The organism is Ruegeria sp. BF6 (assembly GCF_056538665.1).
Map to the genome: position 1 here is coordinate 56442 of NZ_JBQFTN010000014.1, position 13070 is coordinate 69511.

Consider the following 13070-nt stretch of genomic DNA (forward strand, 5'->3'; position numbering starts at 1 on the left):
TCCTCCAGTTAGAAGTTAAAGAATATTGCGAACGATGCCGCCTTCGATCCGATGCGCAGAACCATTGGAGGCTGTGCTTGCTGAGATCGTGACGATCATGCGGGCGACTTCGTCTGGTTGGACAAAGCGCTGTATGAGCGATGTGGGCTCATCTGATTTGAAGTAATTGTCGACGATGGCGTCGAGCGGCTCACCCTTTTGATCGGCGAGACCGTCAAAATAGGCTTCGACACCTTCGGTCCAGGTCGGACCAGGCAGGATCGAGTTAACCCGGACTTTTGTCCCCTTTGTCAATTCTGCCATGCCACGTGTCAGACCTAACATGGCAGTTTTAGTGACAGAATAATGCACCATCTGAGGTAGTGGTTTCACTGCCGCTTCGCTGGCCATGTTGATGATGGATCCCTTACCCCGGTCAAGCATGTCAGGCAGGAAAACTCGGCTCATCCGAACGGCGGACAGGACATTGATGTTGAAGTAATGCATCCAGTCGTCATCCGTGAGATCCTCGAACGGCTTAACCGAAAAGATGCCGACGTTATTCACCAGAACATCCACCGCACCCCGCGCTCGAGCAAACTCCGCCAGAGTTTCCGCATCAGAGGTCTTGGTTAAGTCGGCCGCAATGCCTTCAACCTCGCCCAGAGATGACAGGTCGTCGACGCAGTCGGACACTTCCGCCTCGGTCAGGCCATGCACGATGACCCGCGCGCCTTCTTCCAGATAGACCCGGGCAGTGGCTTTGCCGATGCCAGAACCTGAACCAGTCACCAGGACCAGTTTATTTTTTAGCCCCAGATCCATCTCAGGCCTCCTTCTTAACGTTAGATGACTGCTGCGATGAAGGGCGGCCGAACATTCGACCCATCAAGCCCGAAATTTCCGCGCGCCACATGTCTATGCCAACGGCCAACAGAATGATCAGGCCCAACACGATGTTCTGAACCGAAGATGGCGCAGCGTTTAGGTTCAAACCATTCTGGACGATAACGATTGTCATCGCCCCCATCAGCGTGGCGAGGATGTTGCCGCGTCCGCCTGCAAGGCTGGCTCCGCCGACAACAGCAGCGGCAATGGCCTGCAATTCCAGCGTCTGGCCATAGTTGGGCGAACCAGAGTTGAGGCGCGCTGACATCAGGATCGCACCAACCGCAGTCATAAAACCCGCGATGACAAATGTCGTCGTCTGAACTTTACGTACGTTAATACCCGTCAGAACGGCAGCGGCTGGGTTACCACCCACGGCATAGATCTCACGGCCGAGTTTCGTGAAGTTCATAGTGAACGCGGCAAGGACGTAAAAGAACACGAGGTAGAAGAAAGGCATCGGAACGCCGAACAGCTTGCCGTAAAAGATTGGCTCCAGCGCCGGATCCAGCGAGAAGATCGGAGACCCATTGTTGAAGGTCAGCGCAAGGCCCCTGAAGGCAATCAACGCCGCCAATGTTGTGATGAAAGACGGGATACGCCCGTAGGCTGTTATCAGCCCAATGAACAGACCAAGCAATCCGCCCATGAGAAGAATGAGTGGCAACGCCAGAACCAGTGGAATGCCAACAAATTTCAACATCTGCGCAAGGATCATGGTCAGCAAAGCCACCATAGACCCGGAACTCAGATCGATGCCCGCAGCGAAGATCACGATAGTAGACCCGATTGCGATCAAGGCCACGATACTTACCTGTAGGGACAGGTTTGAAAGGTTACCCGGGTTCAGGAAGCGTTCCGTCGTAAGTGCCACGATCAGTGCGACGATCACCATTGCTGCAAATGGTCCGATCAACTGGGTGTCAAAGATCCGCTTCATGCGAAAGCCTCCTTAGGCTTGGATTGAGGAGTGTCGGCGGACGCGCGCACAAGGTCGTCATGAGTAAGGTCGGATGCATCGACCGTGCGCACTATCGTTCCGTGCTGCACGACGGCAATCCGATCGCTCATCGCAAGCAACTCATCATGGTCTGAACTGATCAGAATGATCGATTTTCCCACCCGCGTGAGCCTGTTAATCAGCTTGTAAACAGCGATCTTAGCGCCGATATCGATCCCTTGCGTCGGTTCATCAAGGATCAGGATGTTAGAGGCTGAGAACAGCCAACGTGCAATCACGATCTTCTGCTGATTACCACCAGACAAGAAGTTGACCGTCTTTTCCTCGGCCTGGGTCGAGATTTCCAGATCGCGGATCAGGTCATGGGTGGCTTGCTCTTCCGCCTTGAGATTCAAGACACCGAACCGGCTTAGCCCGCCAAGGGACGCTGCGGTGACGTTCCCGCTTGCGCGGAAATTGAAGAACAACCCGTCAAACTTTCGGTTCTCTGGAACAAGAGCCAAACCCGCACGGATCGCATCAATTTCCCGGCGAAAGCGAACCGGTTTGCCGTTCAGTGATATCTGCCCGGCGGTTAGCTCGTCTGTCCCGAATAGGGCGCGGGCAATCTCTGTGCGGCCACTGCCCAATACGCCACCCAAGCCCAGAACTTCACCCCGGTGCAACGAAAACGATACATCTTTCACGCCCGAATTGGTGGCCAGACCCGCCGCTTCTAGCACGATATCCTTGGTCGCGTTCTGCTCCTTGGGATAATGCTCACCAATGTCCTCACCGACCATGGCGCTGACTATCTCAGAGACGTTGATCTTGGTCTCGCCACTTGCTCGCACAACGCAGCCGTTGCGCAAGATCGTCACTTCATCAACGATCCGTTCAACCTCATCCAGCCTGTGCGACACATAAAGAATAGCGGTGCCGCGCTCACGCATATTGCGCAGTAACTGGTGCAGGCGCTCAATTTCATCTTCACCCAATGCCGCCGTCGGCTCATCCAGGATGATCATGCGGGCGTCCATCGCGACGGCTTTCGCGATCTCGACCAGTTGTTGCTCGCCTACTGATAGCGAGCCGGTGATGGTTTCGGGTAAAACATCGACATCCATTTCCGCCAAGACCCGAGCGGCCTCGTCGTGGACCTTGGCCCAGTCGATCACACCAAAGCGGGACCGAGGCATATTGCCAAGGAAGATGTTTTCGCCAACCGACAAGGTGGGCACGATCGAGAATTCCTGAAAAACTGTTGCGACACCCAATTCACGTGCCGCCTGCGGGTCGCTGATCGTGACCGGCTTGCCATTGTGCAGGATTTGACCGCTATCGGGTTGCTGCACGCCGGACAGTGTCTTGATCATGGTCGACTTGCCACAGCCATTTTCTCCCAGTAGCCCATGAATGGAACCGGGCATAAGCCGGATGCAAACCTTGTCATTCGCCAAAACCCCGGGATAGGCCTTGGTGATATCGACAAACTCCCAAAGTGGCGTTGCGGGTGTCATTGCGATTGCCTCGATAAAAGCGAAACTCGGTTGAGTTGCACCCCGGCAGCACGCGCACGCGCCACCGGGAAGCGGGGAGAAAGCTCAGTACTCTTTGGACGGCTGCGGGAAGAGCTTTTCTGGCTCTTGCAGCACGCTGATCGCACCGTCTTTGTCTTCAATTGATGTGGGCGTTTCGATCCAGCCGCCGGGATAGGACCCGTTGAGTGCATCGATGGTTGCGTGCATGGCCGCCTTACCCATCAAGAAAGGTGAGGTGTTGACGGTTGCCGTGATGTTGCCAGCCGCGATTTCTTCAAGGCCGGACGTGTCGCCATCATTGCCCAAAAGGACGATGTCACTGCGGCCAAGCGCTTTCGCCGCAAAAGATGCCCCGATGATCATGTAGTCGTTCGCCGCAAAGATCATGTCGAGATCGGGGTTCGACTGCAGGATATCCATGCCAGCTGTGTTGCCGCCTTCAACGTTCCATTTACCGTCAATAGACACCACAACGTCGAAGTTTTCGTTGCCCTCGATACCGTCGAGGAAGCCGCCCACCCGCTCGGTCGAGTGATAGCCAGGCTGCCCTTCGATGATGCCGACTTTCAACGGTTGATCACCATAAGTCTCAATGGCCCAATCAGCGATAGCATGTGTACCGTTGCGCTGAGAGTACCCGACAACGCCATGAATTGGTGTCGGGAAGTTCGGGATGTCCGAGTTGATCATCAGAACTGCCATGCCCTTGTCGACGGCCTGCTTAAGCAGTGGTGCGGCTGCAAATTCATCGTGTGTACCAAAGATGATCGCATCCACATCCTGCGTCAGCACATCCTGGATCATACCCATTTGGCCGTTGATGTCCGCGCCGGACTGGGGCGCAAGCATAAAGACTTCGACCCCGGCCTCAGCAGCAACCGCTTTGATGCCTTCACCGATGGCGATGTAGTAGTTGAACTCGGTCGCGGGCGGCATATACGCGATCCGGAACGTTTCGTTCTTGGGTTCAATCGCATCGATTGGCGCCTGTGCCCCGTCCTCAAGTGGAACCGGTGCCGGGTAGTTTTCCGCCAGAGCGACCGTTGCCAGCGTGGCGAACCCCGCGGCAAGCGTCGTGGTCATGAGCGTTTTCAACATTGTTTTCTCCTCCAGAAATTCGTTGGTTATCCGTTGAATGGCGCGTCGATCACGCCACGAACGCCGGGTTTCACAGCAAAGAGGCCGCCGGATTCCGGTTCTTTTGTTAAAGCTGCTCCGTCACTCATCAGCCTTGAGGTCGTGATGAAGAGCGTATCGAGATCAGGGCCACCGAAAGCGCAACAGGTAGGCTTCCAGACCGGCACCTCGATCACGCGATCTATCGTGCCGTCGGGTGCGACGCGAATAACGCGATGGCCTTCCCATTCGGCGTTCCAAACACCGCCTTCGGCATCGACGCAGGACCCATCGGGCAAGCCAGGTTCATCCTTGAAAGAAACGTGCTGCCGACGGTTCGAAACGGCTCCACTGTCAGCATCGTAGTCGAACGCCACGATTTCGCGATCCGGGGTATCGGCAAAGAACATCGTGGCACCGTCCGGCGTGAAGCAAGTCGAATTGGCGCAAGACACCTCTTCTATGATCGTTTGTACGCTCAAATCCGTATCGACACAGATGACTGACGAATCGGCCTTACCTGAAACTTCGTTCATGCCTCCAACAATCAGTCGCCCCTGGCGATCGGTTCGCCCATCGTTCAGCCGTGTCTCCGGGTTGTTCGGCTCAAATCGCGTCACGAGGGTTTCCTCGCTCTTGGGTGAATCGAACAAGACAACTCGATCCGCATAAGCAACGATCAGACCGCCAGACGCGCGCGGCGCAAAGCAACACACGCGCTCCGGCATCTCATGAGATGCGGTTTCTGAGGTTGCAGGATCAAATGACCAAAGCGCACAGCCTTCAATGTCGGTCCACCAGACAAGACCATCGGCGGGATTCCAGAAAATCCCTTCCCCGTGCTGGTTCTTGCAATCGACGACCAACTCTACGTGCACTTTTGATCTCCTCAGCACTTTCTGATATCTGATATACCAGCTTGCCTAATCTGGTGTATCAGATATCTTACATCTGGCAACACCTTTTTTTGGAGATATCCTCAGATGGCGCTTGAGAGACCCAAGTCTTTGCGTGAACTCGCACTGGAACATTTGCGGAATAGTATTATCGATGGCTCCCTGAAAATGGGTCAGGTTTTGTCGGAGCGAAAAATCTCCGAAGAGCTGGGCGTATCGAAATCGCCAGTCCGCGAAGCACTCGCTCAATTACGTGACGAAGGGTTAGTCAGTATCGAGCCTCAAAAAGGTGCACGCGTGTTTTCGCTGTCTGAGCCGGAAGTGACTCAGATCTGCGATTTCAGACAGGCTATCGAAACTGCCGCCTTTGAACTTGCGTTGTTGCGGAACCCGGAAGGTCTTGCCGACGACATGCAGCGTGTCGTGAAGGACATGGAGAAGGAACGCAGGCGAGGTAATGAAAAGGGCTACCTTTCACTGGATACCGCATTTCATCAGTTGATTTTTGAACATGCCGGTAACGATTATCTGACGGCCAGCTATACACGCTACATCGGTAAGATTGCCGCATTGCGAACCCATTTGGCGAAGCTGCCACAGCATACTGAGCTCTCCTTCGACGAGCATTCGAAAATCGCTATTGCCGTTCGCGAAGGCGACATGGCCAAAATCAAATCTCTTCTCACAGCGCATATTGACCGCACCAGACAAGCCTACAAGAGCGCCGCCATCGTCCTCGAAGGAGCGACCGCATCCTAGCAGAAACGTAGCTTCGTTGTGACGGGGGCGGGCCAAATCGGCGCCGCCCCTTCCTTTTGGGCACCTCACGGTCTTTTCTTTTTCAGTTGACATCTGAGATATCAGATGCCAATCAAAAGGCAGGAGGAGACTTGTATGACGCCAATAATGAAGCCTGACTCACCGGGGCCACAGCCACTGATCCAGCTGGATCGGGTTGGCAAAAGCTTCGGGACGAACATTGTGTTGGACGGTGTCGACTTTGAATTGAGGCCCGGCGAAGTTCACGCGCTTTGTGGTGAAAACGGCGCCGGAAAATCCACCTGTCTCGGCCTGTTTTATGGGCTTCACCAACCTTCAGCTGGGCGTATCCTGTGCGACGGCAAGGAACAGCGGGTCGAAAGCCCGTCGCATGCGCAATCCCTGGGCATCGGCTGTGTTTTCCAAGAGCTCAGCCTCGCTGGCGCGCTCTCTGTTGCGGAAAACATCTACGCGGGCCGCGTACCCACCCGGTTCGGCGTAGTTGATTGGCCCGAACTGCGCCGCCGAGCGGAGGCGTTGCTGGCGGAATTCGGTCTGGATATCGACGTCTCAACACCCGTGGAAAACTTGCCGATCAGCTCCCGCCAGATTGTTGAAATCGCCAAGGCTCTGTCGTTGAATTCCCGCGTCCTTTTGCTGGATGAACCGACATCGGCATTGGCACCCGACGAAGTAGACGCATTATTCGAAGTCCTAAAGTCCCTGACAAAAAAAGGGATTGGCATCGTCTATGTCAGCCACCATATGGCCGAGATTTTCCAGATCTCGGATCGCATTACTGTTTTGCGAGATGGGCGCCACATCAGCACTTTACCGGTTTCGGAAACTTCTCAGGAACAAGTCGTTGCCGAGATGATCGGCGGCGCTCACCCCGGTGATGTCACGCGGTCAGGTAAGGTTAACGGCGAAGAGGTTTTGCATGTCCAAGAATTAACCCATCCAGGTGAATTCGAAGACATTTCTTTCTCCATTAAAGCCGGAGAGATTGTAGGGATGGCAGGGTTGATGGGCGCTCGCCGCAGCGAGATTGTTCGATCGATTGTCGGGCTGATGCATGGCGATACCGGGGAGATCAGACTTCACGGCAAGCCTGTTAACTTTGCGTCCTTGCGGCAGGCGATGCGTGCTGGGGTCGGGTTTGTTCCCGAAGAACGCAAGACTGAAGGCCTCTTTCTGGAACAATCACTCAGCGACAACCTGATCGCGGCCAGTCTTTCCGATCATGCGTCTGCTGGGTTCATGCTTTCGGGCTCGATCAAAGCAGCCAGCCAAACAGCCATTGACGCCTTCAGTGTCAAAACCAGCGGGATTAACGAACTTGTTGGTGATCTCTCAGGGGGTAATCAGCAAAAGATTATGTTGGCCAAGTGGCTCAAACGCGCGCCAGCTCTTCTGATCATTGAGGAGCCCACAAAAGGGGTCGATGTCGGAGCCAAATTCCAAATCCACACGGAACTATTGCGTCGAGCAGCCGAGGGAATGGCCATCCTCGTCGTGTCATCCGATTTTCCCGAACTTGTCTCTCTCTCGACCCGCATCCTTGTCGTCCACGACGGTCGCCTAATGGGAGACATCGCAGCAGCTGAGGCAACCGAAACCACGCTTCTTCAAATGGCCGCTGGAAATTTCGTTCCAATTGTGGACGCACCCCAAACCAATCAATCAGGAGTCGCGACGTGACCATGACCGCTCAAGCCAACTTGCCCATGAAGCGTCCGCTGCTGCGCCGTGTCCTACAAGCCTTTGTCGACATTCGTGAGCTGACGCTGATCGTCCTGATCGCCGCCATCATCATCGTGATGTCCAACGCTAACCCCTACTTCCTCAGCTTCTCGAACTTTCGAGCCGTGGCCGTGGGCATGGCCCCCACCGCGATCATCGTGATCGGCATGGCGATCTTACTTGCATCCGGCGGGTTCGATCTTTCCGTCGGGTCGGTTATGGCATTGTCTTCTACCGTCGTAGCCATGCTGCTTTTGACTGGCATGCCAATTCCGCTTGCTGTGGCATGCGGATTGGTGCTGGGTGGAATTGTCGGTGTAGTGAACGGTTTGCTGGTGACCGGCCTCGGGATCAATCCGCTTATCGCGACCCTCGGCACGATGTCGATCGCGCGAGGCATCGCTCTTGTCCTGACCGAAGGTTTTTCTGTCTCAAGCCTGCCAGCATCATTTGCCTGGATCGGTAAGGCTGACGTAGGCGGCTTTCCGGTCATCGTCTTGTTCACCATTCTGCTCGTCGTCCTGTTCGACCTGGCCGTCCGCCATACACGCTTTTTCCGTCAGGTCTACTTCATCGGCGCCAATGAAAAGGCCGCGATGTTGTCAGGCATCCATGTCACACGCGTGCGTATCATTCTGTACGCACTGACCGGTATTCTGGCTGCTTTGGCCGGAGTTTTGCTGGCCTCGCGCCTGATGAGCGGTACGCCCACAGCAGGCAACGGCATCGAACTTCAGGTTCTGGCCGCGGCAGTCATCGGTGGCGCATCCCTACGCGGCGGCGAAGGTACTATTCTTGGTGCTTTCCTCGGCGTCGTTTTCGTCGCGTTGATCAACAACACCATGACGATGCTGGCCGTATCGATCTACTGGCAGATGATCGTCATCGGCGGTGTGCTCGTTACAGCGGTCGCCTTGGACATGCTGATCCGAAGCAAACGGGGCTAATCCCGAAGCTTTCCAAAACTCAACAACAACCAAAGATCCAAAACAGGGAGACTACGATGACTGAATTGAATGTGAATCGGCGCAGGCTGCTGACAGCGGGCACCACCGCTGGACTGGCCGCAGCGTTCGGACTGCCCATGCTGTCCAAAGAAGCCATGGCACAAGCGGCCGGCAAGGAGTATGTGTTCCTGTCCATCGTAACGCAGGTGCCGTTCTGGGTGGACTATCGCAATGCGATGGAAGACCTTGAAGAATTGATGGGCATCAAGGCCACATTCACGGGCCCGTTGGATTTCGACACGGCCGCACAAGCACGCCAATTGGATGAACTGATCGCAAGACGTCCCGCAGGCATCCTTATCTTCCCCGGTGATCCGGCCACTCTGGCCCCCGGCGTCGAACGTGCGGTCGAGGCGGGCATTCCGGTCACATGTTGTATTGGCGATATTCCCGACAGTCCCCGGTCCACATTCCTTGGTATCAACGGCGTTCAGGCAGGACGTGTCGGCGGCGAAATGCTGGCGCAAGCGATTGGCGGGAAAGGCAAAGTTATCCTCGGCACTTTCCCTGCCCCTTCCACATTGGAGCGTGTCGAAGGGTACAAACAGATCTTTGCCGAGAAATACCCGGATATCGAAGTGGTCGACGTCGTCAACGACAAGGCCGACCCGTCCTATGCGCCGACAGCCTACCTTCAGGCAATTCAGGCGAACCCGGATATTGTTGGAATTGGCGGCACGGACGGCGACAGCGGCAAAGGCGCTGCAATTGCCGTCAACGAGGCGGGACGCAAGGACATCAAGATCGTCGCGATGGACCGAAATGATGATATGCTTCCCTATATCGAGGACGGCACAATTCACGGCGCGGTGGCTCAGAAATCCTATCTGGAGATCTTCCTCGCCTTCCACATGATGCATTGGCAGAATACTGATGCGCTGAAGGTCTTGCCCGATTGGAAGGCGGCTGGCATCAATCCTCTACCCGAGCGCGTTGAAACCGGGGTTATGCCGATTACTGCCGAGAACGTCGTCCAGTTCAAGCACACCTAAGGGATTGTCCCGGCGCATTCGATCGCGCCGGGAAACCGATAGGAGGGGGTACATGTCGGACAGATGGAGCGTTCTTCACCTGCAGCAAAACGATCTGCAGCTGGCACTCCTGCCCGGCATCGGGGGCCGCTTATGGGATATAAACTTCCAAGGTCGCTCCCTCTTATTTCAAAACGCAGATCTCATCGGATTGGATGTCGATGACATACGGCTTGCTGATCTGCCCACACGCTCTCCACAATTTGGTTTTCCGCTCTGGGGCGGCGAGAAGACTTGGATCGCCCCAGATACTTCCTGGGTAAACGGCGCTCCGTTTCCTGTGTTGGACAGCCGCTCTTACCAGATCACTTCGAGAAGCAGCACTCGCATCGACATGTCCAGCGCAGTATGCCCGACCTCGCACTTGTCAGTGTCGCGCCGCATCACGCTGACCTCGGCGGAAAGCTGGGAAATAGAACACATCGTGGTCAACCATGGGACCTCCTCGCGCCTGACCGGCATTTGGTCAGTCATGATGCTTAACACCCCCACCAAGGTCGGTGTCGAATTGGAAGACCCTGCGTTTTATCCTGTTTTTGGCTCTTCCGAAGGGATGATAGCTACGCACGGCAAAGGCATTGTCGTGGATTGCAACAGACAGCAGGAATTCAAGGTCGGGCTACCGAACCCAAACGGACGTACAGTGGCGCGGTGCGGCGCTGATGGCCTTCTGCTGATGTGTTCAGTACCAGAACCTCAACAGGGCGATCAATTTGCACACGACTATCCGATTGAGGTCTTTAATTCGGGCGATTACGCCTATTGCGAAGCGGAGTGGCACTCCCCGGCTCGCAATCTCGCACCGAATGAAACGCTGAATTTTCGGCAGACGTTCCGCGTCTTGGCGGAGGAAGATGCATCTCAAATGCCATTGGGACTCGCAAACAACAAGGAGTTCCTGTCATGCATGTCCTGATTACAGGCGCTGGTGGGCATCTCGGCCGCAAACTTTTTGACGCGCTAGAAAGCGACCCCGACTACACCGTTTCTGGCATCGACATTCGCCCCGTTGATCATCCCGACATTCACACCGCAGACCTGTCCGACGACAGCAGTTGGGTCAGCTTGCTTAAGGGCGTGGACGTTATCGTGCATCTAGCTGGTGACCGAGAGCCCTCCGCCACCTGGGCCTCCGCGATCAAACACAATATGGATGCAACGCTTTCTCTCTATCACCATGCGGCAGCCATGGGCGTCAGCCGAGTGGTTCTTGCCAGCTCCAACTGGGTTCACGGCGACAAAAGGTTCACGCATGAGGTGCTCAACAGCACGACACCACCAGGGCCAGTAAACGCCTACGGCATGTCAAAGCTATTCTGTGAACGGACAGGGGCATATTTCGCTGAGCATCACGGACTGTCGGTCATCTGCTTGCGCATCGGCTGGACACAATGGACTCACGACAACCAACCCGGCACACACATGGCGATGGGCCGGTGGGGTCAGGAAATGTGGTTGAGTGATCGGGACTTTCTAAGCGGAATGCGCGCCGCAATAGATGCCAAGGACATTTCCTTCGCAGCCCTGAACCTAATGTCTGATAACCCAGGCATGCGTTGGGATATCACCGAAACACGACAAGCGATTGGCTATTCTCCAGAGGATGGAAGCCCCGCGAAAACAACATTGGGCGTTGTCTTAAGATCGACGCTGAAACGGCTGTTTGCAGTCCGGCTCCCCAGCTATTTCACGACACGTTTTCCAGATTGGTAGAGTACAAGGCCCGGGTATTGTTGTCGCGTCGCGCAATCACACAAATCTCAGCGCCGTGTGAGCTGCCAACGCGAAGCGACCGGCCCATGCCTAGTTGGGTACAATAGGAAATTGGGTCAATGTTGTGACGGAAAGGTCAAACATCTCTGGCGTTTTATATGAAATGTGGAACGTCACTGATATTTGACTCAATCGACAGCCAAAACCTGAACAAATCGGTCGATCACGTCATTCAATTCTGACCCAAACGTCAAGCATTTCTGACCCAACTATTACGGCATCCTTCGATGGACGATGCCGACAAGAACGATGAAAGGCATAATTTACTAACGTTACGCCTACAAACCAGTGCCAGTTATTGGATTGATATTCCCGACATAATGTTTCCGATTTTTCAGGCGCTTGAGGTGAAACTATTTTGGAAACTATCGATTGCTTCCAACGGCTATTATTAAGTCATCTGGTCGTCATCGGCATTGCGAAACCGTCGCGCCAGATAATCTACGAACGCTCGAGTTTTCGGCGCTAAATTGCGCCTTTCGGCAAACACCACGACAATATCTGTGCTGGGCGGTGCGTATTCCGGCATGACATGGACGAGTTCGCCGGATTTGAACTTCCGGTTTGCCATGTAGCTGGGTAGTCGCGCGATACCAATGCCAGCCAGCGCTGCTCGAAAAACGACATCAGTGCTATTCCCCTCAAAACTGCCCGTTGCTTCAAACTCATCGCCTGCCTTAGGTTCGATGCTGCTCCAAGAATTCCTTTGGCTTCTTCCTGCAACCCTGAGGCAATTGTGGTCGAGCAAATCGGCAAAATTCGACGGTGTTCCAAACCGCTCAATGTATTCAGGTGAAGCACAAAGCACTCTGCGGCTCTGCATGATGCGCCTGACGACTGTATCTGGGCTTTTGCGTTGTTCAGCAAAGCAGATCGCCACGTCAAACCCTTCACTGCGAAGATCAATCTCCCGGTCGGTTAAATCCAACGATATTTGAACTTCAGGATTATCCTCCATGAATTCAGGCAAGGCGGGGATCAGCTGTGACTTACCAAAGGCAACCGTGGATGCGACTCTGAGCACTCCGCGCGGGACACCATCAAAGCTAAGGATCATCGCCTCGGCTTCTTTGAATTTGTCAGCCATCGCTTTGCATTTTTCGTAGAATGCTTGGCCTTCCAGTGTTGGAGAGATACCCGTTCTGGTGCGATTCAGAAGACGGTAATGAACCTGATCTTCAAGCAACCCGATCTGCTTGCTCACAGCCGACGGGGTTTGCCCCATTGATCGTGCAGCCGCAGATATGCTTCCTTGCTCGACAACTGTCGCAAAGATTAACATTTGCGCAGAAATATCCATGTCATGACCCTTGCTGTTCCAATCTGGCATGGGGCCTATGCCAGATTGCCAAATTGTGAGCGCTACCAAACAGACGTATCTCTGCATTGCAGCATAA

Annotated in this window: 12 protein-coding genes; 6 read left to right on the forward strand and 6 right to left on the reverse strand. The window is 54.7% G+C overall.

Features of this window, described 5'->3' with window-relative positions:
* Window positions 1–15 precede the first annotated feature (15 nt).
* From ACR0IM_RS20340 to ACR0IM_RS20360, 5 genes are all read right to left on the reverse strand, one after another.
* On the reverse strand, window positions 16–804 hold the full coding sequence (locus ACR0IM_RS20340; RefSeq protein WP_480683042.1) for an SDR family NAD(P)-dependent oxidoreductase: 789 nt from the start codon (window positions 802–804) through the stop codon (window positions 16–18).
* Between the two features lies 1 nt (window position 805).
* Window positions 806–1807 (reverse strand): ABC transporter permease, encoded by a 1002-nt coding sequence (locus tag ACR0IM_RS20345; protein WP_050606102.1) that lies wholly within the window; start codon window positions 1805–1807, stop codon window positions 806–808.
* Entirely contained in the window at window positions 1804–3327 is a 1524-nt protein-coding gene (locus ACR0IM_RS20350) for a sugar ABC transporter ATP-binding protein (protein ID WP_480642748.1), read from the reverse strand. The genes ACR0IM_RS20345 and ACR0IM_RS20350 overlap by 4 nt, the downstream gene beginning before the upstream one ends.
* 84 nt (window positions 3328–3411) lie before the next feature.
* Complete coding sequence (locus ACR0IM_RS20355; protein WP_480562651.1) at window positions 3412–4446, reverse strand: sugar ABC transporter substrate-binding protein; 1035 nt, start codon at window positions 4444–4446, stop codon at window positions 3412–3414.
* Window positions 4447–4472: 26 nt separating this feature from the next.
* The gene (locus ACR0IM_RS20360; protein ID WP_480642749.1) at window positions 4473–5342 is read right to left on the reverse strand and encodes an SMP-30/gluconolactonase/LRE family protein; all 870 of its coding nucleotides are present in this window, start codon (window positions 5340–5342) and stop codon (window positions 4473–4475) included.
* Window positions 5343–5447: 105 nt separating this feature from the next.
* Here ACR0IM_RS20360 and ACR0IM_RS20365 point away from each other — a divergent pair, with 105 nt between their 5' ends.
* From ACR0IM_RS20365 to ACR0IM_RS20390, 6 genes are all read left to right on the forward strand, one after another.
* Entirely contained in the window at window positions 5448–6119 is a 672-nt protein-coding gene (locus tag ACR0IM_RS20365) for a GntR family transcriptional regulator (protein ID WP_480642750.1), read from the forward strand.
* A 147-nt stretch (window positions 6120–6266) separates the two neighbouring features.
* Entirely contained in the window at window positions 6267–7820 is a 1554-nt protein-coding gene (locus ACR0IM_RS20370) for a sugar ABC transporter ATP-binding protein (protein WP_480683063.1), read from the forward strand.
* 2 nt (window positions 7821–7822) lie between these two features.
* Window positions 7823–8809, forward strand: coding sequence for an ABC transporter permease (locus ACR0IM_RS20375; protein WP_480683064.1), 987 nt, complete (start codon window positions 7823–7825; stop codon window positions 8807–8809).
* A gap of 56 nt (window positions 8810–8865) precedes the next feature.
* Complete coding sequence (locus ACR0IM_RS20380; RefSeq protein WP_010437236.1) at window positions 8866–9861, forward strand: substrate-binding domain-containing protein; 996 nt, start codon at window positions 8866–8868, stop codon at window positions 9859–9861.
* A 52-nt stretch (window positions 9862–9913) separates the two neighbouring features.
* Window positions 9914–10816: a hypothetical protein gene (locus ACR0IM_RS20385; RefSeq protein ID WP_480683043.1), complete on the forward strand. Its 903-nt coding sequence runs from the start codon at window positions 9914–9916 to the stop codon at window positions 10814–10816.
* Entirely contained in the window at window positions 10804–11613 is an 810-nt protein-coding gene (locus ACR0IM_RS20390; protein WP_480642752.1) for an NAD-dependent epimerase/dehydratase family protein, read from the forward strand. The genes ACR0IM_RS20385 and ACR0IM_RS20390 overlap by 13 nt, the downstream gene beginning before the upstream one ends.
* A 451-nt stretch (window positions 11614–12064) precedes the next feature.
* Here ACR0IM_RS20390 and ACR0IM_RS20395 read toward each other — a convergent pair whose 3' ends face one another.
* The gene (locus tag ACR0IM_RS20395) at window positions 12065–12973 is read right to left on the reverse strand and encodes a LysR family transcriptional regulator (protein WP_480683044.1); all 909 of its coding nucleotides are present in this window, start codon (window positions 12971–12973) and stop codon (window positions 12065–12067) included.
* Between the last annotated feature and the right edge of the window lie 97 nt (window positions 12974–13070).

What these genes read in the sequence shown, in the direction of transcription:
- ACR0IM_RS20340 (WP_480683042.1), bottom strand. Translation starts at nt 804, where the DNA reads ATGGATCTGGGGCTAAAAAATAAACTGGTCCTGGTGACTGGTTCAGGT.
- ACR0IM_RS20345 (WP_050606102.1), bottom strand. Translation starts at nt 1,807, where the DNA reads ATGAAGCGGATCTTTGACACCCAGTTGATCGGACCATTTGCAGCAATG.
- ACR0IM_RS20350 (WP_480642748.1), bottom strand. Translation starts at nt 3,327, where the DNA reads ATGACACCCGCAACGCCACTTTGGGAGTTTGTCGATATCACCAAGGCC.
- ACR0IM_RS20355 (WP_480562651.1), bottom strand. Translation starts at nt 4,446, where the DNA reads ATGTTGAAAACGCTCATGACCACGACGCTTGCCGCGGGGTTCGCCACG.
- ACR0IM_RS20365 (WP_480642750.1), top strand. Translation starts at nt 5,448, where the DNA reads ATGGCGCTTGAGAGACCCAAGTCTTTGCGTGAACTCGCACTGGAACAT.
- ACR0IM_RS20370 (WP_480683063.1), top strand. Translation starts at nt 6,267, where the DNA reads ATGAAGCCTGACTCACCGGGGCCACAGCCACTGATCCAGCTGGATCGG.
- ACR0IM_RS20375 (WP_480683064.1), top strand. Translation starts at nt 7,823, where the DNA reads ATGACCGCTCAAGCCAACTTGCCCATGAAGCGTCCGCTGCTGCGCCGT.
- ACR0IM_RS20380 (WP_010437236.1), top strand. Translation starts at nt 8,866, where the DNA reads ATGACTGAATTGAATGTGAATCGGCGCAGGCTGCTGACAGCGGGCACC.
- ACR0IM_RS20385 (WP_480683043.1), top strand. Translation starts at nt 9,914, where the DNA reads ATGTCGGACAGATGGAGCGTTCTTCACCTGCAGCAAAACGATCTGCAG.
- ACR0IM_RS20390 (WP_480642752.1), top strand. Translation starts at nt 10,804, where the DNA reads ATGCATGTCCTGATTACAGGCGCTGGTGGGCATCTCGGCCGCAAACTT.
- ACR0IM_RS20395 (WP_480683044.1), bottom strand. Translation starts at nt 12,973, where the DNA reads ATGGATATTTCTGCGCAAATGTTAATCTTTGCGACAGTTGTCGAGCAA.